The organism is Methyloprofundus sp. (genome assembly GCF_965251085.1).
Lineage (GTDB): Bacteria > Pseudomonadota > Gammaproteobacteria > Methylococcales > Methylomonadaceae > Methyloprofundus.
Genome location: NZ_OZ252594.1, coordinates 1839219 through 1862935 on the forward strand (window position 1 = coordinate 1839219; position 23717 = coordinate 1862935).

The 23717-nt window shown below is 41.7% G+C and carries 19 protein-coding genes and 1 pseudogene; 11 read left to right on the forward strand and 9 right to left on the reverse strand.

Features of this window, described 5'->3' with window-relative positions; all coding sequences use genetic code 11:
- Positions 1–12 precede the first annotated feature (12 nt).
- Entirely contained in the window at positions 13–339 is a 327-nt protein-coding gene (locus ACQY3F_RS08450; RefSeq protein ID WP_428357642.1) for a group II intron maturase-specific domain-containing protein, read from the forward strand.
- Between the two features lie 282 nt (positions 340–621).
- Here the strand turns inward: ACQY3F_RS08450 and ACQY3F_RS08455 are convergent, their stop codons facing one another.
- From ACQY3F_RS08455 to ACQY3F_RS08475, 5 genes are all read right to left on the reverse strand, one after another.
- Positions 622–1614: an AMP-binding protein gene (locus ACQY3F_RS08455; protein WP_428357643.1), complete on the reverse strand. Its 993-nt coding sequence runs from the start codon at positions 1612–1614 to the stop codon at positions 622–624.
- Positions 1615–1626: 12 nt separating this feature from the next.
- Positions 1627–2823 (reverse strand): ISAzo13 family transposase, encoded by a 1197-nt coding sequence (locus tag ACQY3F_RS08460; protein WP_428354411.1) that lies wholly within the window; start codon positions 2821–2823, stop codon positions 1627–1629.
- Between the two features lie 43 nt (positions 2824–2866).
- Positions 2867–3505 carry an AMP-binding protein gene (locus ACQY3F_RS08465; RefSeq protein ID WP_428354412.1) on the reverse strand — a complete coding sequence of 213 codons (639 nt, stop codon included), beginning with the start codon at positions 3503–3505 and terminating at the stop codon, positions 2867–2869.
- A gap of 68 nt (positions 3506–3573) precedes the next feature.
- Positions 3574–5919 (reverse strand): heavy metal translocating P-type ATPase, encoded by a 2346-nt coding sequence (locus ACQY3F_RS08470; protein ID WP_428354413.1) that lies wholly within the window; start codon positions 5917–5919, stop codon positions 3574–3576.
- A 148-nt stretch (positions 5920–6067) separates the two neighbouring features.
- Positions 6068–7801 (reverse strand): FAD-dependent oxidoreductase, encoded by a 1734-nt coding sequence (locus ACQY3F_RS08475; protein WP_428354414.1) that lies wholly within the window; start codon positions 7799–7801, stop codon positions 6068–6070.
- 513 nt (positions 7802–8314) lie between these two features.
- Here ACQY3F_RS08475 and ACQY3F_RS08480 point away from each other — a divergent pair.
- The 8 genes and pseudogenes from ACQY3F_RS08480 to ACQY3F_RS08515 all read left to right on the forward strand — a co-directional run bounded on the left by ACQY3F_RS08480 (position 8315) and on the right by ACQY3F_RS08515 (position 17078).
- Positions 8315–10867 carry a peroxidase family protein gene (locus ACQY3F_RS08480; protein WP_428354415.1) on the forward strand — a complete coding sequence of 851 codons (2553 nt, stop codon included), beginning with the start codon at positions 8315–8317 and terminating at the stop codon, positions 10865–10867.
- A gap of 86 nt (positions 10868–10953) precedes the next feature.
- Positions 10954–11861 (forward strand): annotated as a pseudogene (locus ACQY3F_RS08485) (tyrosine-type recombinase/integrase).
- Complete coding sequence (locus tag ACQY3F_RS08490; RefSeq protein ID WP_428352924.1) at positions 11858–12934, forward strand: IS91 family transposase; 1077 nt, start codon at positions 11858–11860, stop codon at positions 12932–12934. The pseudogene ACQY3F_RS08485 and the gene ACQY3F_RS08490 overlap by 4 nt, the downstream one beginning before the upstream one ends.
- A gap of 488 nt (positions 12935–13422) precedes the next feature.
- Positions 13423–13653 carry a hypothetical protein gene (locus ACQY3F_RS08495; protein ID WP_428354416.1) on the forward strand — a complete coding sequence of 77 codons (231 nt, stop codon included), beginning with the start codon at positions 13423–13425 and terminating at the stop codon, positions 13651–13653.
- 196 nt (positions 13654–13849) lie between these two features.
- Complete coding sequence (locus ACQY3F_RS08500; protein ID WP_428354417.1) at positions 13850–14782, forward strand: hypothetical protein; 933 nt, start codon at positions 13850–13852, stop codon at positions 14780–14782.
- Positions 14783–14794: 12 nt separating this feature from the next.
- On the forward strand, positions 14795–15250 hold the full coding sequence (locus tag ACQY3F_RS08505; RefSeq protein WP_428354418.1) for a hypothetical protein: 456 nt from the start codon (positions 14795–14797) through the stop codon (positions 15248–15250).
- 137 nt (positions 15251–15387) lie between these two features.
- Positions 15388–16689: a hypothetical protein gene (locus ACQY3F_RS08510; RefSeq protein ID WP_428354419.1), complete on the forward strand. Its 1302-nt coding sequence runs from the start codon at positions 15388–15390 to the stop codon at positions 16687–16689.
- 14 nt (positions 16690–16703) lie between these two features.
- On the forward strand, positions 16704–17078 hold the full coding sequence (locus tag ACQY3F_RS08515) for a hypothetical protein (protein WP_428354420.1): 375 nt from the start codon (positions 16704–16706) through the stop codon (positions 17076–17078).
- 230 nt (positions 17079–17308) lie between these two features.
- Here the strand turns inward: ACQY3F_RS08515 and ACQY3F_RS08520 are convergent, their stop codons facing one another.
- Entirely contained in the window at positions 17309–18670 is a 1362-nt protein-coding gene (locus tag ACQY3F_RS08520; RefSeq protein ID WP_428352972.1) for an IS1380 family transposase, read from the reverse strand.
- Positions 18671–18777: 107 nt separating this feature from the next.
- Here ACQY3F_RS08520 and ACQY3F_RS08525 point away from each other — a divergent pair, with 107 nt between their 5' ends.
- Positions 18778–19899: a Dyp-type peroxidase gene (locus ACQY3F_RS08525; RefSeq protein WP_428354421.1), complete on the forward strand. Its 1122-nt coding sequence runs from the start codon at positions 18778–18780 to the stop codon at positions 19897–19899.
- A 6-nt stretch (positions 19900–19905) separates the two neighbouring features.
- Positions 19906–21093, forward strand: coding sequence for a catalase family protein (locus ACQY3F_RS08530; protein ID WP_428354422.1), 1188 nt, complete (start codon positions 19906–19908; stop codon positions 21091–21093).
- Between the two features lie 188 nt (positions 21094–21281).
- Here the strand turns inward: ACQY3F_RS08530 and tnpC are convergent, their stop codons facing one another.
- From tnpC to tnpA, 3 genes are read right to left on the reverse strand one after another with little or no spacing between them, the layout of a single operon-like run.
- Entirely contained in the window at positions 21282–22916 is a 1635-nt protein-coding gene (tnpC, locus tag ACQY3F_RS08535) for an IS66 family transposase (protein ID WP_428354423.1), read from the reverse strand.
- A gap of 46 nt (positions 22917–22962) precedes the next feature.
- Positions 22963–23328, reverse strand: coding sequence for an IS66 family insertion sequence element accessory protein TnpB (gene tnpB, locus ACQY3F_RS08540; RefSeq protein WP_428353150.1), 366 nt, complete (start codon positions 23326–23328; stop codon positions 22963–22965).
- On the reverse strand, positions 23325–23642 hold the full coding sequence (gene tnpA, locus ACQY3F_RS08545; RefSeq protein WP_428352923.1) for an IS66 family insertion sequence element accessory protein TnpA: 318 nt from the start codon (positions 23640–23642) through the stop codon (positions 23325–23327). The genes tnpB and tnpA overlap by 4 nt, the downstream gene beginning before the upstream one ends.
- Between the last annotated feature and the right edge of the window lie 75 nt (positions 23643–23717).

The following is a 23717-nucleotide window of genomic DNA, read 5'->3' on the forward strand; positions in this document are numbered from 1 at the left end:
AAGCGTTATCGGATGAAAAGGAAAACGGTTAGCAAACGATTTACCGCCAAGATTGTTGGATATAAAGAATGGTTAAAGGCAAGCAGAACGCTGCCTACCAAACAAATCATAAAAACGACGGCGGCAAAATTGCGCGGACATTTTGCCTATTACGGTGTGACCGATAATAGTAAAAGTCTGCAAAGCTTTGCCTATTGGGTCACTAAAACGTTGTATAAATGGTTAAATCGTCGTGGAAAACGGGGTTGCTACACATGGGAAAAGTTTACTAAACTTCTCAAATTGTACCCATTACCGAATCCACGAATTACGGTGAATTTATTATCTATTTCAAGGTAAAGCGTGTTGTCGAGGAGCCGTGTGCGTAAATAGCGCCAGCACGGTTCTGAGAGGGGCGTGGTAACAACTGATGAGAATTAGCAATGGTTAGAAATCACACAGTAGCTGCGTGCAGCGAAGTGTACAATAAAAGTATTATCGACTCATTGACTAGCTTGTCGGAAGAACCCGTCTACTCGACCAGACTCGATTGAAAGTATAGAGCGTGGCTTTAGCCTGCTTATTTGCGATATCTGCGGGCTAAAGCCACGCCCTACAACCGAGGTATCACTGAATATTTACCTAGCGATCTCGCAAAACCCGCCTGAGTATTTTACCAGACGGCGATTTAGGAATCTGATCTATAAATTCAATTTCTTTTATCTGCTTATATGCAGCCACTTTTTCCGCCACCCAGGCCATAATTTCAGTTGCTGATATTTCTTGTTTTAACACAATAAATGCCTTGGGAACTTCACCCGATTGTTTATCTGCTTTGGGTACCACTGCGACATCAATAATCGCCGGATGAGTTAATAACAGAGCTTCCAGTTCAGCAGGAGCAACCTGGTAGCTTTTACATTTAATCAGTTCTTTTAGGCGGTCTACAATATAAAAATAACCCTCTTCATCTACACTGGCGATATCTCCAGTATATAGCCAACCCTCTGAATTAATGGCTGCAGCTGTCGCTTCGGGGTTATTCAAGTAGCCCATCATCACTTGCGGGCCTCGCAGTAATAGTTCACCGGTCTGGTTAAATCCAAGGGGCTGGCCCGTTTCTGTATCTATAATCATGGCTTCAGTGTTAGGCATTAGCACCCCGACAGTTCCCGGTTTAGTGCTTGTTAATAAGTCGGGTTCTTTAATCACTACAGGGCTGGTTTCTGTTAATCCATAACCTTGATGCACAGTACACTTGATACGTTTAGTGACAGCCTGAAGCTGTGCACCCCCTATCGGTGCAGCTCCAGACATTATATATTGCAGTGAACTTAAATCGTAGTTACTGACGAGAGGATGTTCGGCTAGAAAAAGAATGATCGGAGGCACCAGAAACGCTGTGGTTATCTGGTGCTGCTCAATTAATCCGAGGAATTGTTCCGGCTTAAAACCATCCACTATAATCAAACTAGCACCATTACTTAGCCCAAGATTCATGTTGGTGGTTATGCCGAAAATATGGAAAAAAGGCAGCACAGCGATGATGCCATCTTCAGTACCTGGACACGAGACATCTTGCTGTGCTTCAATCTGAATATTATGTGCAACCAGATTGCGGTGACTTAGGGAGATGGAAAGAAATAATCATCCAGAACAACCAGGAGAAATGGTCAAAAACCATTTCTCCAACGATGGCATTCGGTCAACAAACTGATAATACGTCTTCATTGCTTTTTTACCTACCTTTACTCCTGTTTCATATATTTTTTCTGTTAATTTAACAAGAGGTGCTTTGCCATTGTAGGTCATACTTTCGGCAAATTTTAAAGTTGTTTCAACTGTATCCATTATGTCGCCACTAATATGATTTTCATAGGCTCCCCATACTCGTTCAATTGGGTTATATTTACTATGATAAGGAGGGTAGTAGGCCAGTTTTATCTTTATGTTGCTTTTTTCAGCAAACTCCACAAGCCTTTTTATAAACTGAGTTCTGGAGCTACTGTTCTCCATACCATTGTCAGCGTTAATTGTCAGAATATCTACTCCATATTTTTCTTGAATTTCTGGCCAAATTTCTTCCAATCGGTCAACGATGAAATCACTGCTGGCATAGCCTGCTGTAAAGAAAAGGAAAAAATCATCATGTTCAGGCAGATAAAAACCAAAAGGAGTTAACTTTTCCTTAACATCTAAATCATGATCCTCTGCTTTTGTTAAAACCCGATTTCGTCCTCCCCGTGAAAAATTTCCTATATTCATTCTTGCTTTGGCATCAATTGATATACGAATCTCTTTTGGGTTGATATCTGCCATTCCATTGACTGAATGAACTTGTTCAAAAATTGCATCCGTTTCCTTGATTTTCTTATGAGGCTTTGTTTTTTGTACCTTTTTTGGATGGTAACTCAGGTCATTTAATTTTGTATTGATAGTTTTTGAGCAAGGTAATGTTTTTTCATCGTAATAATCAATCTCCAGTAAACGTTTTCTAACTTCTTTAGCCGTTAGCCGGGTATATAATCGACAGGAATTAAAAGAGGGATCCGTTTGACACTCCGGTTCAGCAATTTTTTTTATGTCATCAAGTAGATGAGGAAAATGCTCTTCACTTTTATTACGCCCTCTCGCTGAAAAATTATCTTCTATGGGCTGAGTTTCAAGTTCATATTGTCCTTTTCGGATAGTGCCTCTATTCCATCCTAGTTTTTCTTCAGCAATACTTGCACCACCTGAGCCTAGTAGCTCCACCGTTTCAGCCATGAATATACGACGTACCGAGCCTTTTAAACGATGGGCTGTATTTATAATCCAACCTATAATGCTATCTGTTAATATCAACAAGCTTATCTGCCTAGTGTGAGAATAAATTCAGAATTCATTATTATAAATTATTGAGACACAAGCTTACTTCGTTTGGATGATTATTTCTTTCCATCTCCCTTAGCATAACCCCTTTAGGTAAACCTGTCGTACCGCTGGAATAAGGTAATATAGCAATATCATTAAGTGGATCAATACTAACCGACTGCAACTCGGTAGCGTTATTATCCTGCATTAAAAGGTCAAATGAGTTCGCAGCATCGCCATGATTAAAAACAAAAATATCCTTAACTAACGTTGCTTTCAGCATTGGGCCGACCTTCTCTAACAAGTCAGATGTCGTCAATAAACAAATGGCTTTAGAATGCTGCAACTGGTGCTCTAATTCACCTGCAGTATAGAGTGGATTTGCTGTGGTAATAACGCCACCTATCAGCATAACCGACTGGAAAACATAAATATATTCGATTATATTTGGCGCATAAATCGCAAATACATCGCCTTTTTTATAGCCTTTTTGCTGTAACGCAGCCGCCACTGAGCGGATATTTTTCTTTAATTCATCGTAGTTAATCTGTCTGCCACTATCACCGTCTATTAATGCTATCTCCTTATGGTAGGGTTCAATACGCGCAAGAAAATATTCCGGCCAGGAAATATTGGGAATTTCAATTGCAGGAGAAGGGCTTTTAATAATCATGCTAATGACCTCATTACCAGTTTTTGGTTTATCGGCTATCCTGTATTGTCTGGTTTATTATAATATTGTTATTTATTTAATCGCAGCGAATTAGCTATCACCGATACCGAGCTTAATGCCATTGCTGCGGATGAAATCATCGGATTTAATTTACCCGCCATAGCGATTGGAATTGCGATTGCATTATAGCCAAAGGCCCAGAATAGATTTTGCTTAACTACTTTTAATGTTTGCTGGCTGATATCCAGCACCTCGGCTACTTTACTTATATCGCTATCTACCAGTATATAATCAGCGGTTTCAATTGCTATTCCGACAGCATTACCCACGACCAGGCTGACATTAGCAGCTGCCAGTGCAGGTGCATCATTAATCCCATCACCCACCATGGCAACAACCCTGCCCCGGGTTTGCAAATCGCGAATTAACTGAATTTTTCTAGCCGGACTAGCATTGGCAACAACAGTATCTATACCTGCAAGATCCGCAATGACTTGTGCCGACGCTTTAGTATCCCCAGTAAGCATTTGCGTTTCTATGCCCCGGTTATGTAAATCCCTAATGAGCTCTCGGGTTCCCTTTCTAATTTCATCCGTCAACGCAATAAGCGCTGCGATATTATTATCAACAACCAGATAAACTAGAGTTTTCCCCTGTTCTGCCCAGTTGACAGCGGTGTCTTGCATAACCGTAATATCAATATCTTGTTGTTGCAACCAGCTTGCATTACCCAGCATAATACTATGCCCATTGACCTCCGCGCGTACGCCTTGATCCGGAATAGAATGAAATTTAGTCGCAGGAAACAATGACAAATCTCTGCTTCTTGCATATTCAACGACTGCCTTGGCTAATAAATGCTCTGAATTAAATTCCACAGATGCAGCTAACTGCAATACATAATCATCTTGTAAATCACAAATATTCAGATAGTCTGAGACTTTTGCATGGCCTTCAGTCAGCGTGCCGGTTTTATCAAGAATAATTGTATCTATCACCGCCATCTGCTCCAGGGCATTACCATTGCGGATATAAATTCTGCGCCTGGCCGCTTGACCAGAACTTACACTGGTCGCAGCAGGCGTCGCCAGACCTAAAGCACACGGGCAGGAAATCAACAGTACAGAAATAGCATTAGCAAACGCATGAGCAATAACTTCACCTTTGGCTATCCAGCCACCGAAGGTAACAACCGATAAAAACATAATGGCAGGGGTTAAACGCGAAGACATAATATCCACCGTTTTCTGAATCTGTAATTTCGAGCTTTGTGTCTGGTCGATCATATGCACCAGCCCTGCAAGCACCGTATCTTTACCTATTGCTGTCGCCTGCAAATGCAAGACACCACTGCCATTAATACTGCCATCAAACAATTTATGTCCTTGTTCTTTAATGCAAGGCGTATTGGAGCCAGTAACCATAGACTCATCGACACTGGAAAGCCCGCTTAGTACAATACCATCGACCGGAACTCGCTCTCCGGGGCGGATTAACAGCACATCATCAATAGCTATTTTGTCTATACTAATAATGTTTTCATTTTTACCTGTTAATAAGGTTGCATTTTGCGGCTGTAAATTAACCAGCTCTTCAACATCATGCACCATTTTGCTCTTAGCCAGCTCTTCCAGATAGCGCCCCACCTGGACGAAAGCAATAATCGCTGTCGCCGCTTCAAAATAAGCATGCCTGCGTACATCAAATAAAGAGGGGATACTCACGACATAGGCTGAGCCGGCACCGATGGCAACCAGAGTATCCATATTCAAGGTACCCTGCTTTGCCTGAATCCATGCCTTCTTAAATATTTCGCCTCCTCCGCCTAAAAAGACTACGGGGAAACTGAACAATGCCTGTAATAAGCGCATCCGTTTACTGGTTTTAAAAAACAGACTGGCAAGCATAATCGGTAGCTCCAGGAGAGCAATGACTTTCAATCGTTTTTTAGTGATGAGTAAATGATTATGACCAAACTCCAGTAATAATCTACGTTCTGCTAGAGTATCGATTGAATACGCCTGATAACCATTGTCCTCAACAATTTTAAATATTTCTTCTTTAGCCAAATAACCACTCACATTCCCGGTTTCGGAAATGTAATTAATGCTGGCATGTTGAATATTGAGATTTCTGCAAAGCACCATTTCCAGAAACAAGGCACAAGAAGCACAGCTCATCCCTCCTATACCAAATACAATATCTTGCTTAGGCCCATCTCGGTGTTGTTGAGTTGAGAACTGGCTAATGCTGGCATGCGGTTTTTTAGCAAAATTAGCTAACACAGAGTCCAGAAGTTTAAGCAGATTTTCACGAGGAAACTGTTCAGGATCGAAGTGAATAGTCAGAGAATTAATTTGCCAGACACAACGTACCTCTTCAATCGCAGCTCTTTTTAACAGCAGAATCTGCAAAATAGTCGCGCGCTCCTTATCCCGATACAAACAGGGTACCGTAATTCTTATGCGTCGTCGTAACTGATGAACAACTTTAAAGTGGCTAAATTCTTGAGCTGAAGGCATATTCCCTACTCTTTATACGAGGATTAATGACAGTGTACCGCTATTCTTCATAATTTGCATAAGTTTGCATACCACCCGATAGATTACGTACCCTAAAGCCATGTTGCTGAAGAATACGGGTAGCGTTATATGCTCGCTGCCCAACACCACAAACTACCCAGATTTCACGCTCCTGTGACAATTCATCCAGCCGGTCTCGTAAGGAATCCAGAGGAATATTGACAGCATGTGGAATATGTTTACGCTCAAATTCGGCAATCGTGCGCACATCGACAATTTGTGCCTGTGAATAGGGATCATCCATAATAAAGGCGAGCATTTGATCTACATCATCCTGATCATCGGTGACTTGCGTATGGGTATCGGCCAGATCTTCCCATTTAGCCAGCGGATGATTACCGCGCAAATGATTTGCCGCAATCATTCCTGCGAGATTAACCGGGTCTTTAGTTGCTCCGAATTGCGGTGCATAACATAACTCAGCTTCTTCTAAGTCATACACGGTACCGCCCATCTGGATAAAAGAAGCAAGCACATCAATACGCCTGGCCACTCCAGATTCACCCAGCGCCTGAGCGCCTAGAATCTTGCCGTTGCGCGCATCATAGAGCATTTTAATATGAATAGGCTTGGCCCCAGGATAATAGCCCACATGGTTACTAGGGTGTAGGTAGACTTTTTCATACTCTATATCCGGGAACTGTTGCAGGGTTTTCTCATTCACACCGGTCGTTGCAACCGTCAAACCAAACAGGCCGCAGACAGTAGTTCCCTGAACACCACGGTAAGGAATGGATGGAATAGTGTGAATTTTTTTTCTAACGATATCGGTAGCTGCTAGCCGTCCCTGTTTGTTGGCAGGCCCAGCCAACGGGAATAACTGCCATTCATTGGTAATTACATTCTTTACTTCAACGACATCACCTACCGCCCAGATATTAGGATCATTGGTTTGCAGGTATTCATTCACTCGTATGCCGCCATGCTTACCTAACTCCAAACCTGCCTGTATTGCTAGTTCAGTACGCGGCTTAACACCAATAGAGATCATCACCGCATCAACGTTTAGTGACTCGCCCGAATCCATTGAAACCTGCAAAGAATGATCAGCATTTTGTTTAATGGCAGTCGCTTTACAATTTAATTTTATGTTAAGACCATTTTTTTGCAAATGATTCGTTACATAAGCTGCCATTTCCTTATCCAGACTGGGCATAACATGATCTGAAGATTGCAAAACGGTTACTTGCACATCTCTCTTATGCAGATTTTCAGCTAACTCCAAGCCTAAATACCCAGCCCCCATCACTACTGCACGATGAATATTTTCTAACTGGGCCTTAATCTGACGACTGTCTGGGATGGTTCTTAACACATGCACACCAGGTAAATCCAGGCCTTGAATATCTGGCCAAACCGATTGTGAGCCGGTAGATAGGACCAATGCATCATAATGTTCAACACGTTGCTCGCCAGATTTTAAATCACAGACACTAATGCTCTGATTTTCTCTGTCTATCGACATCACCTGAGTATCCGTACAAACTCGAATATTAAAGCGGTTTTCAAATAAGGCCGGTGTCGCAACCAGTAACTTCTCTTCTTCGACGATGACATCACCAATAAAATAAGGTAAGCCACAATTCGCGAAGGACACATAGGAGCCCATTTCAAAAATCACGATCTCGCAGTCTTCATTTAACCTGCGTATTCTGGCACCACAGGTTGCACCTCCTGCAACACCACCCACAATTAAAATTCTTTTTTTTGCCATGCTTATATCCTTTAGAGCGTTTCCTTAGCGTTTAGAAATTAATATTAACTTATACATAGAACTTAGGCACCTGGAAACAAAGTGTAACTACTCAGCGTATCTGAGTCGTTACAAAAGTAGATTGTATATTTCCAGCCAGGCACCAGAGAAGCAGGTATTTGATAAAAAATACCATGATAGAACAAGGATGGGCAAAGGAGGTACGACGTGCCCATCATGTTTTCGTTGATGGGCACGGATGAAGCCCGTTGCCCATCCTTGTGTTTATTTTGCTGTAACTACTCAGCACGTCTGAGTAGTTACAGCAAAGTTTATACTATTTATTAATTTCGTGAATACATCAATAAAATTACTTATCACTTGTTAAAGTGAAGCATAGTTTGTTTGTTAGACATAATTACCAGAAAAAAAATAAAAATCAGCATAATTTTGACCCATTTGGGTCAAGACAAGTTACCTATTAAAAGGTATGCTCAAAACAAATTATCTGAATTAGTTCTTGGAGAATAAAAAATGAAGGGTTATTTCAAGCTGCCATGCCTTGTTCTGATCGTATCAGGTTTAATATCATGTAATCTTTTTTCAAACAATCAAAAGGAACTAGATAAAGCAGATCACGCATGTATCAGAGTTTCTGCTCATGGACTTCCTCCTCTTGCGGATAATCAGACAGAACGTTTTTTAGGTAAGGTTACTGAAGATGTAGCAAATTGTCGTGGTGGCCAAAAAGCAATGGACAACCGCGACAGTGTCTGGCTTGATTGGTCTAACTATTGGGGGGCTGGTGATGCTAGTTCGAAAGCAGATGGCCACAAAGCAATTACAGAGCTGGGTAAACATTTAAAACCAAATGGACGCGGAGTAGATGGAGTCTTGTTAGATTTGGAATACCAGCGTATGGAATTAATCAAGTTTAACCTTTTTGACAATAGTACTTATGAACTTTATGTAAAAGGTGAAAATGGCAAAAGTGGCGCACTCATTAAGCAATGGGATGCCATGCAATTGCCTGAAACTCACGCAGACTTTCAACAAGTAACGAGTATTACCGGATCACAGCTTTGTAAGGGTGAACTCATTCGTCACCGTACTTTAACCGGGATTTGTAATGACATATATAACCCTGCAATGGGCTCTACAAATCAGTTATTTGCACGAAATATAAAATTTGAAGATACTTTTCCTGACTTAGGTTTAAACCAACTAGCGCGTAATCGCCATGGGGATAGGTTAAGTTTATTGAAACCTGACCCTCAAGTTATTTCACGTAAATTGTTCACCCGACAGCAGAGTAAACCAAGTGCCTGCAACCAGGGTAAAGGCTTGCTAGATGATGAAAAAAATTCCCATTGTGATTATAAGAAAGCCCCCTTTTTTAATGTACTCGCAGCTTACTGGATTCAATTTATGACCCATGACTGGTTTTATCACCTACGTGAGGGAAATAACTCCGGAACCAGCATGTCAGTGGGCTGTACATCGCAAAAAGTAAATAACAAAGAACAGGCATTAACAGCTGAGCAGGTTGCAGATCTAGGTTGCAGGCCAAATGATAAAGTAGGTAAAGCGTTTATTGCTCAAAGTGAACCCGCACCTGTGTTTGATCACCAGAATAAAAAATACCAATCACGTGCACATCGAACTACCGAAAATACGGTGACTGCATGGTGGGATGGATCACAAATTTATGGTTTTGATGAATTATCCATTCAACGCGTAAAACGTGACCCCAACGATACAGCAAAGTTATTAATGCGCCCTCGTGGTCATCATACCGGAGCCGGGGAAAAATTTGGATATTTACCCGTTTTTACCAGTGATGATCCTATTAATCCAGCATGGGAAGGACAGGAGGCAGCCGCTTTTGGAGATGCCTGGACTATAGGTTTAAGCTTTTACCATAATTTATTTATTCGCGAGCATAACCTGTTTGTCGATAAATTTAGAACGATAACAGCCGATACCCCATCCGCTGACTCAGGATTACGTAACCCAGTTAAACCCAAACAAATCATTCGCTATGATCAGGTCACGGACGAAGAACTATTTCAGATTGCCCGATTAGTTATTACAGCAGAAATGGCCAAAATACATACCATAGAATGGACAACCCAGCTTTTATATGATGAACCTATGTTTTTGGGTATGAATGCTAATTGGAATGGTCTTTTGGAAAAAGATGATCCGGTCAGTAATATTCTGCAAAAAGTGGTCGTCAACCAATTAGAAAGTTCGGGTGATACTAAAAAAGCTAATCAAATTTACTCGGTATTTGCATCAGGTGCAGGTATTTTTGGTTTAGGTAGCAAGCGTTACGCAGACCACCCAGGTATATTAGGCTATTTTCCCGATGAAACAGATATTTGGGATTTATCGAATCCAGAGCATGTCAATGGTGGAGTCAACCACTTTGGTTCACCTTTTAATTTCCCTGAAGAATTTACGACTGTTTATCGATTACATCCACTTTTACCCGATTTGTTAGATTTTCGTGAATTAAAAAACCCTAATCAAATCAGTACTAAAATCCCTATTATTAGTACGTTTCGTGCTAAAGCAACTGATGCAATGACTGAGGGAGGATTGGGTAACTGGGCTCTAAGTATGGGTAGGCAAAGGTTAGGTGCATTAACTTTACAAAATCATGCACAATTCTTCCAGAATCTGGATTTATCCCATATTCCAGGAGCTCCAGACCAAATTGATATAGCCGCTCTAGATTTGATTCGTGACAGGGAGAGAGGTGTTCCACGTTTTAATGAGTTTAGACGCCAATATGGTCTTACACAATTGACAAGTTTTGATGATTTCATGGATAAACGCATAGCGCAGGACAGTGCTGAACAAGAAGAGCAACAACGCTTGGTTAAGCTACTTCGTGAGGTGTATGGTCAACACCGTTGTGATGCGAGTAAAGTTATTACCAGTGCACAATTAAATGCAGATGGCTCAGCAATAAATGACTGCTTAGGTCACCCCGATGGTAGTATGGTTGACAATGTTGAAGATGTAGATACTGTTGTTGGACGAAGCCGCTATCGCGGAGAAAAACAGCGCATCCCTTAAATTTAAAGTGTAACCTCATTGCCTGTTATATGCATAACAGGTAACTTGTAAGCTCATCCAACTAACAATAATGAGGTTACACTGTTATGACACCATCGATAGAGCTTAAATTCAACCATTATTATATCCAGCACTGTAAGCATTTAAAGCTTAAGGGACTGCAACCCAAAACCATTGACGCTTATTCACGCGCTATTCGCCGTATCGGGGAACACTTTCAGGGGCATCTGGATAACTTAACGCAAGATCAACTGGTGGATTATTTTCATGCTCTTTTAAGCCGCCTTTCCTGGAGTGCCGTGAAACTAGATCTCTATGGTCTCAAGTTTTTCTATACACATGTGCTACAAAAGCCGTGGGTTGATGTGCTAATGATTAAACCACCACGATGTACGCGTATACCCGATATTGTCACTGTGGTTGAAGCACAACAACTGTTTATGTCGACCCGTAATCTAAGCTATCGAGTTTTTTATTTTACGATTTACAGTCTAGGTTTACGTTTGGGCGAGGGCTTAAGCCTGAAAGTAGGTGATATTGATGCGACACGCATGCGGGTACATATTCGCAATGCCAAAGGCAATAAGGATCGGCTTGTGCCTTTGCCTGTGAATACCTTGAAGGTGTTGCGTAAGTTTTGGGCTGTGCATAAAAATCCAGTGCTGGTATTTCCCAACCGTGCCCGGGGTCTAAAAGGTGCACATCTTGCTGAATCCCCCCTTGATCGCGGTGGCATCCAGAAGACAATCCGTCTTGTGACGCAAGAAATGGGACTAAAAAAAAGATTTCCTGCCACTCGCTGCGCCACAGTTACGCCACTCACCTGTTAGAAGCCGGGGTTGATTTAGTTGAGTTGCAGAAGATTCTGGGCCATACCAGTTTAGTAACCACGGCTCGCTATACGCATTTGACCGATATTACCGATGAGAATGCAGAGCTGCACATTAATCAGTTAGTCAATGACTTTTCTATTCACTGGGGGCAGATTTCATGATAACCCTAGCTGCAGTGATTGATCAATTTCAGTCTGACTTTTTAAGCGAGTATCAATCTCGTTTACGCTCCAATCAGATCAGTGCATTACATGCCATGAAGAGCTGTCGGACACAGCTGAGTCCTGTGATGCAGGTTAACTGTGCAGACTGTGACTATCAAACCTTTGTGCCTCATTCCTGTGGCCAGCGTAACTGCCCGCATTGTCAACATCATGAGAGTCAACAATGGATTGAACGACAGGTACAAAAACAAGTCCCTGCTGATTATTTTATGAATACCTTTACCTTACCTGCGCAGTTAAGGTCGTTAGCCAGGCAGCATCCGCGGTTACTTTACAGTATGATGTTTGACTGTGCCTGGGCGACTTTACAGAGTTTTAGTAAAAATGATAAGCAGTTGCAAGGCGATGCCGGGGCGATTGCTGTCTTACATACACACTCACGCGAATTAAATTATCATCCGCATATTCATGTCATTATGCCTGCGGCAATCGTGGATAAAATCAAGAAGCTCTGGCGCACTAAGGAAGGCAAATACCTGTTTCATCATAAAGCACTAGCAAAAGTATTTCGTGCAAAGATGCTAGCGCGTATGAACGAAGAAAAGTTGCCATTTCCCACAGCTATTCCGGAAAAATGGGTGGTCGATTGTAAGTTTGTCGGTGCAGGCGATAAAGCATTGATATATCTGGGTCGATACCTGTATCGTGGTGTGATTCGTGAACAGGATATCTTATCCTGCCAAAATGGCAAAGTAACCTACCGTTATCAAGACAGCAAAACCAAACGCTATCAAACCAAAACGGTATCGGGGGCTAAATTTCTGTGGCTGGTGCTGCAACATGTTTTGCCTAAAGGCTTTCGTCGTGCGCGCAATTATGGCTTTTTACATCCGAATAGCAAGGGTGTTATTAAGTTGATTCACTCCCTGCTAAAGTTTGACCCGACGAAGATATTGCGTGCACTCAAAGTACGGCCGGCATTCAGTTGCAAATGTTGTGGCGGGGCGATGGTTGTTGGGCGTCGGCAAATACCCAGGGTGGAAATAATGTTTCAGCCTTTGCCAACTTAACAATTGGAATCACTAGCGCTTATGTAAATTTAAACACTTCGACCCAGGCTATCAGCGGATTAAATGCTGAGGGAGTTGCTTGGGCTAAAATCGGAGATTAAGGCAGAATTTTGCTCCGATACTTGGACTTTGAGAGTTGACTGCAATGGACAACGCTCAAAGTTCAGTTAAACAGGTAAAAACAGAGGTTCGATTCATCAGTCGGGCTGATCAACAAAAAGCTATTTTCATAGAGCGCATTAAATGAATTCCTACTATCGTGCCGGGCTTGTCCAACAAACGGTTCAGATTGTGGCTCGCTTCGCGATCACAATCTAACCTTATTCGTTGGATGGTTATCTGAATATACTCGGCCCCACGGCTTTGCTATTTCTGAAACACAATTTCATGTCTTTATTCTCAATGCTTCTCGACGTTTATTTAGTGACCGTTTTTTTACCTCTAGTTTTCGCCCCGAATTTTATTCCTATCTAGGTGTCGACTGGGTATTGAATAACGGCCCTGATGGCAAACAAATGGAAGCTGAATTATACAATGGTCATGAGGTAGAGGTATCTCCATTAAAAAGAATTTTACTACGCACCATGCCTGAACTTTCTGAGCAATTAGCTGGGGTAATGAATGTGTTTGACCCCTGGGCTAGAGATAAAGGGGAATATTATTCATTGCAATGGAAACCTAAACCAAGTGCCATCACAGATGAAAGTTTTAGTGAATAAACAATTTACCTAGAAAAATCAGTTGCTCACGTTTTCTAGCGCAAACTATTGATTCCACAGCACTTCCAAAAAAATACCCGCTTAACCTACAGGTGAAGCCAATATTTTTTGAAAGTATTAAATGAATTCAATATCTTGCACTATAAATTCACGCTCAACTGATTTATCTAGGATTAACGGATAAAGGTAGAAATGCATGCAACATGAAATACCAATAAGCCAGTTAATTGCAGATATGGATGCTGCTATCGAGGCAATCTCTAGCGCCGAAACAAAAGACAATTTTGTTCCTAGATTTAATCAGGCAAAAACTGTAGGCTGTTTAAAGGCGCAATTCAGGGTTCATGCTGATATACCAGAAGAACTTAAAAAAGGAGTCTTTGCCACTGCTGCAAGTTACCCAGCTAAATTAAGATTTGCCAACGCCACTCAACAGGATGACAGTAAAAAGGATATTCGAGGACTCTCTATTCAATTATCATCGGTACAAGGGAGCGCAGTTTGGGGAGAGAACGGATTACAGGATTTCATTTTAAACAGTTACCCTGCCCTTTTTGTCGCGACTCCTGAAGACTTCCTAAAGTTTATACAAGCACGGCAAAAAGATAAAAAAATTGGTTTTTTTATCAACCCCTTTGATTCACACCTTAAATCATTGGGAATTGTCATTAAAGCACGTAAAAAGCACCTTAGTCCGCTAGACGTACGTTACTGGAGTACGGTTCCATTTCGTTTAGGCGATCAGATTGTAAAATATTCTGTCATACCCTGCTCCACCTATAAAACCACGCAAATTGTAGAGCCAGGTGAGAACCAACTACGTTCCGCTATTAAAGCTCATTTACTACAAGATTCTGCGCGTTTTAATTTTGCAGTGCAAGTACAAACCGACCCACAAAAAATGCCTATTGAGGATGCTTCTACTATTTGGGATGAAGCTATTTCCCCTTTTCAAGTAGTAGCAACAATCACTATAGAAAAGCAGAATTTTGATACTGCTGAAGCACTATCAGAATGTGAAGGATGTAATTTTAATCCATGGCAAAGTCTACCTGAACATGAACCAGTAGGTAGGATGAACGCGGTGCGGCAACTAGTTTATGTCCATGCAGCTAAATTAAGAAAATAAGGAGAATATATTATGCACGATACGGTAAAGTCCTGGTTAAGCAAGTCTCGTGAGGAGCTTGACGAAATTTATAACAACGCAGAAGCTGGAAATATACCCACTGGGGATACCCGTGGCACAGCAATTCTTGCTGGCTCCATATATTCCAAAGCCTTAGCCCTATTTGCCCGCCTCTTTGCCTGGCAAGGAAAAGTTTTCGATCTGTTTGCAGCAGATGGTAAGGCTGGCGTACTGGTCAATAAAGTGACCCCTTTCAGCCTGACCTTTATTATTGCCAAGGTTTATTATGATAAAAGCTGGATGGATGATAAAAACACCATCATCATTGATTATTCTAAAACTTCATTTTTTGCAAAAGTCATACGTGATGAAATACGCGAAATAGAACCAGGTATTTACCTTGGAAAAGTATGGTGGAAAAACACTCGCGTTTTAGACTTTGCATTGGTTCAGCAACCTTTAGAATAAGATACGCTACTTTGACGCTAGCGGTTATGGCACTTTTTTTAATTTAACCGTAGTCAAGCGACCTGAAAAGGGGTGATGTATTTTTGTAAGTTTTTTTACTAGCCAGTGCAACGTTAAACCGATAACAGACAAATATTATGATACTTCAATCAACATTTATGATTGTTGCGCCCATTCGTAATGATCAACTCTTGCCCTTGCGTGATCTTTTAGCAGAGATGAATCAATTTGCAGGACATGCTGATCCTTATAATAGTCTGCTTCCCTTCGCACAATTTAAGCAATTACATGTTGCTCGCTTCACCATTCTGGAATTAAATACCATTGCCGATATTAAAGAATTCGGCGTAACACCCCGTCCGTGGCACCCTCAATTAGCTTTTATTGGTGATTTTGACGGGGATAGGCTAGAATTTTTCACCGAGCTAATCAAACAAGCAGGTGAAGGTTTAAGTAAAATTTTTTCACATTGTGAAGAGTATGATCAGCAAACTGATCTGATGCAGTGGATGAAGTCGCATAATATAGAACCTGCGGCTAATTACATAAATTGGATAGGCAGGACCGTTAAGCAAATACATGAAGAAGAAAATTTGCATAAATGCCTTGCGAATTACCTGCAACAAATTGTTGATAAGAATGACCGTGAAAACCCACGTGCATTACGCCAGCAGTTATTGTCTCATATTGAATTTGAAAAGCATGCGGATAGACTCGTATTAACACCTGCACAGCCTTCAAGCCTGCAATGGAAAATCAAGAATTACTTACATATGCTATCAATACCACTGTTATTGATAGCTTTAACTCCTGTAGCTGTTATTTTTGCACCTTTTTATTTAATTCGATTACGCATGTTGGAACGATCTGACCCAGAACTTTTTATCAGGCCGAGCCGGGAGCATATTAAGCGACTATCAATCCAGGAAGACCATTATATTAGTAATCAATTTAACGTGCTTGGTGATGTCAAACCTGGAAAGTTTCGTTTACTTACTTTTAAGTTTATTCTATTTTTGCTGAGTTATTTAACACGACATATCTTTAACCGTGGATTTCTTGCCCGAATAAAAACAATTCATTTTGCTCGCTGGGTCTTTTTAGATAATGATCAGCGCATATTTTTTGCGAGTAATTATGACGGTAGTCATGAAAGCTATATGGATGATTTTATAAACAAGGTAGGCTGGGGATTAAACCTAAGTTTCAGCAATAGCGTAGGCTACCCCAATACAAACTGGCTTATTAATCAGGGAGCTGCACGAGAGCAACCCTTTAAATACACGCAAAGACGACATCAGCTTCCTAGTGAAGTCTGGTATAAAGCTTATCCGGATTTAACCGCTACTGATTTAGCCCGGAACAGTCGCATTAGACGTGGAGTGGAAATTCGTCAGTCTAGTGATGCGGAAATACGCAAATGGCTTAGTCTGATTTAGGTAGGAGAATAGCGATGAGATCAGTAAAAGATTTTGAATTTGACGATTTACAAGGCTTAGTCCGTTGTGGGCATGGTGAATTAGAAGAAACTTGCTTTTTGCTTCTGAATATAACAGAAGTCAAAGCCGCCAGACTATGGATACAATCAGCACCCTTTACGAATGCAACCAGTTACCAACACGAATGCGCATTACAAATAGCCTTTTCTGTCGAAGGTTTGCGTACCCTTGAGTTAAATGAATTATATATAGACGGTTTTTCTGATGAGTTTATTACTGGAATGTCTGGCGATGAAAGCCGCTCGCGCCGACTAGGAGATATCGCTAATAATTCACCAGAACTATGGGACTGGGGGGGAGATATTAAAAAAATACCACATATTACCTAAATCCTGCAAGCCCATATTTTGACTCTCATTAACCTGTCTAGCTAAGTGGTTATTAGGTTTTTACTGCCGCTTTGCCAGCCCTCTTTGTCCAACCGATCAAAATATCCAGATTTAAATCATAAATAGAGGAAATTTTTTGTATCGTATGGATATCCCCCGAGCCCAAGGCAATAAACACCCTGCCAACGTGCCATGACCTTTTAATCAAAGTGACTTAACTTCGGTTAATGTTAAGCGAGTAACCCCACCTTAACCCAATCATCCCATTCCTGTGGATAGAGCGGATCTGCAGGTGTTCTGACTCTCAGCTGATTATTGCCTGTGAGTAATTTTCCAGCCACCCGAATCAGATAAGTACGAAGTGTATCCGGCTCCCATTGGCACAACGTTTTGTTGCCACTCAATTGAGCCATCCAGCGCACGGTATTGTAGGCAAGAACGGCGCAATGAAATAATGCGGCATTAGCCAGAAATTGATTCGTTCTGATTTTACCTAAACCCATTTGTGATTTTGCTTCTTCAATCCATGTTTCGCACGTCGCTCGTTCACCATACTTCTTATGTGTTTGCCAAGGCGATAGAGGTTCAGTTGTTACATAACAAAAATAGTCATATTCTGCCGTATCCCAAAGCTCGGACTGAGGTCCTGTCACTTGTTTAGGTTGCTTTATCCTGACCGCGACAAACTGACGAGAGCGAGACCAGCCACCACAACGATATTGAAACTCGCTCTGCTCCCAACCGGGTCGGCCTTGTATGGCTGTCCAGGCCTGTTTGGCCAGCAATGCGTTCAAATTCTTAAGTTTAACCTTTATTAGATACCCATGCCCTCTGGTATCGAGAAATTCAAGCAAATCACCGACAAAATAACCACTGTCACCGCGAAAAATAATGCGCATCCGATTGGGCAAGTGTGCAAGTAACTGTTTGGTAAATTCTACAACACCATTGCTTGTAAAGGCATTGCCTGTCCGGAACCAGGCTTGTAAAATTTCTTTTGTTTCCGCTAGAAAAGCGAGTTGTGGATGGTATGAACGGGCACCTTTCTTTTTGGGGTTGAAGCCTTTGGCACTTCCTTCTTGTCGACCACAAACGGTGTCCACAGTTGAATCGACATCGACCCACTGGACGGATTGTATGCCAGTTTTCGATTTTCCGGAACGAAGCAATCGCCGCCAGTGTTGACCACGCAAAGTATGCGTGAGCGTTTCAAACTGGCTTATCTGCCTATCACTTACTTCTTTAAAGATCCGTAAAATTGTGGTTTCAACAGGAATCTTTATCCAGCCAGCTACTTTGCGCAGTACGCTATCTGCCCATACGGTCGTCACCTTTGCCATTGATGTTGCTCCCCCCATCATGCCAACCAACGTCAATAGAACCACATCAGATAAGTGATGGTCTGCATTTTCACCCCGCCGATGTGGAACGCTTTGTTTTACGGTTTTTTCAAAACCTATCCTGTCTAAATATTTCACGACGGGAATCAGTCCCGCCTGGCTTGTCAATCCATGTGCTGTAGATGTCATTTTTACCGTTCGGGTACGGTTTCTTACGTGAGATGAGGATTTTGATACTTTAGAGGGCTTCATTAAAACAATGAGATAGTGAAATCAGGAAAATGATATTATATCATTGTTTAATAAGGAGTTTTGTGGATTATTATGTATAATGCTTGCAGGATTTAGGTATTATATTAATGATGTATGGCAGGGGAAATAATTTTGCAAGCTGGAAACAAGAAGTACAAGGCGAACATTTTTCAAATGCTTTTCAGATAATAAGCGAATTACCTACCTCCAATATCTTAGACAAAGAACCTTTTGGATTTTCAGATGGTATCAGCCAGCCTAAAATTGACTGGGATAATCAACAAAGTACAGAAATTCATACTCGTGACCGGTATTCAAATTTACTTGCCAAAGGGGAAGTCGTTTTAGGTTATAAAAATGAATACGGTTATTACACCGACAGACCCCTTATCAATGTGGGCGTAGATCCACAGGCCTGTATTTTACCAGATGCTGAAGATAAGCCCGGTTTAAAGGATTTGGGCCGCAATGGATCCTACCTTATCTGTCGCCAGCTAAGCCAGGATGTTCAGGGTTTTTGGCGTTTTATGCAAGAACAAGCGGGTGATAACCGGGAACAACTTGCTGCTGCCATGGTGGGTAGACAATTAGATGATAAAGGCACACCTTTGATTACTGAGCTTGGTCAAAATATTCCTGGTATTGAGAACAAGGATAACAATTTTAACTATGATCAGGACCCAGTAGGTAATCAATGTCCCATTAGCGCACATATTCGTCGCTCAAACCCGCGCACGGGTGATTTATCAGCTGGCCCACCCGGGCTTATAAGTCGACTTAAAAGAAAACTAGGTTTTGGCCTAAAACCCGAAGACGATTTAGTGACTTCAACACGTTACCATCGATTACTCAGGCGTGGCCGTGCGTATGGAACTATGTTATCACCTGAACAAGCCATCGTTTCTAAGGAAAAAAATGCAGATCGCGGTTTACAGTTTATTTGCCTTGCCGGCAACATTTCCAGGCAGTTTGAATTTGTTCAGAACGCATGGAATGACAATAGTAAATTTTCTGGCTTGCAACAACAAAGTGACCCTATATTAGGAAACCGACATAAATTACTTGATGGCGAAGCGAGCAATCAATTTCACCAGCCTCAAGCCGCTGGTCCGCAACATAAAACCTGTCAACTTCCACAATTTGTGACTGTGCGGGGTGGCGGATATTTTTTTATGCCTGGTTTGAGAGCTTTGCAATACCTAACCACTTTAACCGATGTTCCGGAGTGATCAGTTATGAATATTAAGCATAAAATATTAATGTGGTTACACAGCTTTCTTCTGCAGTTGATGCATTTTGAACGCAGATTAGAACCCTGGTTTCGCAGCGCTTGGAACTACTTATTTCGTGAACCCGTTGCCTGGGTTATTCAGTTATTAATCAATATTCAACGTAAAGATGAAGGTTTGAAAATTGCTGAAGAAAAAATTGACGCTGATGAACAAGAAAGCCTCGATAAAATTATCGACCAAATGGCCGATCAAATGCGCGGGCGGTTCAAACCTGGAGGTTACGAGCGAGGAGGAAATAGTAAAACGCATGGCGTTTTACATGCCACGGTAACTATTAGAGATGATATCCCGGAACATTGCCGCGTTGGGGTGTTTGCCGAGGCTAAAACTTACCCAGCTTATGTACGTTATGCTGGACCTGGGCCCAATGTTCCTGCAGATATTGAAGATGTAGGCTTTATGAGTATGTCCGTTAAGCTTATGGGAGTACCGGGAAAAAAACTTATGCCAGAAGAAAAATATACTCAGGATTTTATTACCGTCACCACGCCTACCTTTGTTACTCCAAATACCCGTGAAAATGCAAAACTACAATATTGGAGTCTGCTAGACATGTCACTCTATTATTTTCTTAACCCAAAAGATACTCACCTTCTTGATGTAGCAATGCAAAGCCTTTGGAATGAACTTATGTCTAACCCATTAGGCCAGCGTTATTGGAGTTGTGTGCCTTATTTGTTAGGTGAGGGGCAGGCAATGATGTATTCATTTGTACCTAGAACAGAAGTCTATAAAAAAATTCCAGGGCTTCCATTTGGTCATGTTCCCTACAATTATTTAAGAGACAATATGGTAAATACCTTAAACGAAAAAGACGTCGAGTTTGACCTGATGATTCAATTACAAACAGATGCTCACAAAATGCCTATAGAAAATGCTTCAGTACGATGGACCTCCCCCTTTATACCCGTAGCTACAGTACATATTCCTCGACAGCAGTTTGAATCCAAGGCTTTAATAGAATTTACTAAACGCTTAAAAATGAACCCGTGGCACTGCCTAGCTGAACATAGACCCTTAGGCAACCAAAGCCGAGCACGGCAAAGAATGTACTTTGAATTATCAAAATTTCGCCAGAAGATGAATCAAACTTCACATATTGAACCCACGGGCGATGAAAAATTTGATTGAAAAATAATAATTCAAAAACATAACAAATCAATAACCTGAACATTGGCATTCTAATCTTTGCATTAAAGCCCTTTAAACACTATTGTTATAATGCAACTAAAAAATGCTGTTATCCAGCGTAATTCAAGGTATTGAATGTTTACGGCTGACTCTTGAAAAGTAAGCGCTCAACGAAGCACGTACTTGCCCTATTCAGGCGTATCTGATTTTTTAATATTCCAGGGCAACAAAGCCTCCACTTTATCAACCGTATCAGCATAAGGTAAAGCAGTGAGAACCTGCTTAAGATATGCATAAGGCTCCAGCCCATTTGCTTTAGCTGTTTCTATCAGGCTGTAATGTATTGCACTGGCACGAGCACCTGCAGGGGTATCAGAAAATAACCAGGCTTTGCGCCCTATCACAAACGGGCGAATCGCATTTTCTGCCAGGATGTTGCTAATATTGAGTTCACCATGGGTGCAATACACATTGAGTTTTTCCCACTGGTTACTCAGGTAAGTCATTGCCTTTCCTGTCAGGCTATCTTTAGGTACTTTATGCTGGTTTTCTTCCAGATAGGCTTTGAGCTGGTTCAATACAGGAATGCTCTTCTCCTGGCGCTGCTGATATTTTTCATCCACTGACAGGTCTTTAATTTCTCGCTCAATGACATACAGTTTATTGATCAGGCTCAGCGCTTTACCTGCTTTTGAGGGTTTGTTATTTTGTCCCTTTTTGCGTTTAGGCTGTGCATTCTGGGCATCTTTAAAATAACGACGCGCATGATCCCAGCACCCCAGCTGGGTGATGCTGTTTTTTTGGCACACGGCATTGTACCCCGCATAGCCATCGGTTTGCAGATAGCCACTAAAGCCGTCAAGCAGGCGCATGGGGACGTCTCCACTACGAGAGGGATCGTATTCAAACAGGATGCTTTTTTCACCCGGTGGCCCGCCAAGCGTCACCCACATATATTTATCTGAGGTCGCTGGCCGCCCCGGTTCTTTTAATACCTGAACCCGCGTTTCATCAGCGAGTATGACTGCCCCTGTGTGTTGATGCTCTCGCATCAGGTTAATCAGGGGCTGAAGTTGTTTAGCCAGTGCGATCATCCAGTTTGCTAATGTCGCTCTGGAGATGTCACCCCCATAACGAGACAAGATGCCTTCTTGCCGATATAAAGGTAAGCCGTCAGCATACTTGGCGATAATAACAAAGCACATTAAACTGATGCTTCCCATTGCTCTGGCAATAGGGTGTCTGGGCATTTGTGCGGCTTTAACCTGGCGTTGTTTTTCGCCTTCAATCTGTTTGATAAAGACCGCTTTTTCCTGCATGTATTCAAGAACACGTACTTTAGCAGGAATAATATCCAGCTCTTCTTTCACTTTAGTAAAGAAAGTATCAATAGCACCTTCTTTTTCTTCATCGGTTAAATAAATAAAAATTTGCTCGCGAGGTAACTTATCTGAGAAGGGTTTGCGTCCCGGCTTTTTCTTGGTGCCAGTAGAACTTGTTTGTTTTTCGTCCTCAGGTGCTTCATCAGCCTCCAGGTCTAGCTCCTCATCGCTATCCGCTTCATTCTCTGCTTCATCAAACAAAGAGGATTGATGAGATTGTTCACTGGATGATCCAAAGCGTTTTATTTTAGATAAGCGTAGTACCTCTTCCAGAATAAGGATGCGTTTTTTCTGTTCGGAAATCACCCCAGACTTAACTTCAATCACACGCGTCAGTTCATCAATAGCCTCTTCTTTTTCAAGCAACAAAGCAACACTCTCCGACAGCAAAGAACCGGCTTTATCTTGTTGTTTTATACTTGAAATATCGGCTAAAATCATGGCTTTATTATAGCATTTATAGTGGCAATAATGAACACAAAAACAGCTAAAAAACAGACTCATATTGAAGTTTTTTATGACCTTTCATCGCGCTAATATCAAAGCCATCCAGCAGCCAGTTTAACGGCTGGCCTGTTAAGGTTAATGTCTCTTCCTCACCCTTAGGCCACTTAAATGTTTCTTCTACCAATGACTTGTAATAAAGGACAAAACCATTATCTTCCCAAAACAGGCATTTAATCTTATTCCGCCGTTTATTCGTAAAGGCATAGAGAGCCCCCTCAAAAGGATTATGCCCTAACTCACATTCAACAATCGCCGATAAGCCCCGATGTGACTTACGAAAATCAATGGGCTGCCGATACAGATACACTTCTGTCAAAGACAGAGAGGGACGCATAACAACCGTCATCGCAACAGCTCAAGCAGTGGTTGAATACACGGCATAGTATCCTGCGTAATACCTTCCAACCGAATACCATCATTAAATTGCAAAGATAATCCTGGGACTGGCGCAGATGAACGATCCCCGTCAACCCGAATACGTGTAAACCCTGTAGGGGAAGTAGTCGGCTTTACAGTCGATTTACGTTTCCAGTAGCCTAACTTTTGCGGACATAAATCATGCTGTCGACAATAAGCTACCTGTGATTGGCCTGATGCCTGCCAGTGCTCTATGTGAATAGGCCAGAAAGTCTTTGCCTGTATTTTTTCTAACGCTGCCATTTAAAATTCCCCGTGGTATTTAACAATGGGGATAGTTTGGCATTAATCTGAGTTGCCGTGAAGTACGCTGACTAT

Coding starts and splice junctions, on each gene's coding strand:
- tnpB (WP_428353150.1), bottom strand. CDS start 23,328: ATGACGGTTGTTATGCGTCCCTCTCTGTCTTTGACAGAAGTGTATCTG.
- ACQY3F_RS08510 (WP_428354419.1), top strand. CDS start 15,388: ATGATACTTCAATCAACATTTATGATTGTTGCGCCCATTCGTAATGAT.
- ACQY3F_RS08515 (WP_428354420.1), top strand. CDS start 16,704: ATGAGATCAGTAAAAGATTTTGAATTTGACGATTTACAAGGCTTAGTC.
- ACQY3F_RS08520 (WP_428352972.1), bottom strand. CDS start 18,670: ATGAAGCCCTCTAAAGTATCAAAATCCTCATCTCACGTAAGAAACCGT.
- ACQY3F_RS08530 (WP_428354422.1), top strand. CDS start 19,906: ATGAATATTAAGCATAAAATATTAATGTGGTTACACAGCTTTCTTCTG.
- ACQY3F_RS08465 (WP_428354412.1), bottom strand. CDS start 3,505: ATGATTATTAAAAGCCCTTCTCCTGCAATTGAAATTCCCAATATTTCC.
- ACQY3F_RS08525 (WP_428354421.1), top strand. CDS start 18,778: ATGATGTATGGCAGGGGAAATAATTTTGCAAGCTGGAAACAAGAAGTA.
- ACQY3F_RS08475 (WP_428354414.1), bottom strand. CDS start 7,801: ATGGCAAAAAAAAGAATTTTAATTGTGGGTGGTGTTGCAGGAGGTGCA.
- ACQY3F_RS08505 (WP_428354418.1), top strand. CDS start 14,795: ATGCACGATACGGTAAAGTCCTGGTTAAGCAAGTCTCGTGAGGAGCTT.
- ACQY3F_RS08450 (WP_428357642.1), top strand. CDS start 13: ATGAAAAGGAAAACGGTTAGCAAACGATTTACCGCCAAGATTGTTGGA.
- ACQY3F_RS08490 (WP_428352924.1), top strand. CDS start 11,858: ATGATAACCCTAGCTGCAGTGATTGATCAATTTCAGTCTGACTTTTTA.
- tnpC (WP_428354423.1), bottom strand. CDS start 22,916: ATGATTTTAGCCGATATTTCAAGTATAAAACAACAAGATAAAGCCGGT.
- ACQY3F_RS08480 (WP_428354415.1), top strand. CDS start 8,315: ATGAAGGGTTATTTCAAGCTGCCATGCCTTGTTCTGATCGTATCAGGT.
- tnpA (WP_428352923.1), bottom strand. CDS start 23,642: ATGGCAGCGTTAGAAAAAATACAGGCAAAGACTTTCTGGCCTATTCAC.
- ACQY3F_RS08500 (WP_428354417.1), top strand. CDS start 13,850: ATGCAACATGAAATACCAATAAGCCAGTTAATTGCAGATATGGATGCT.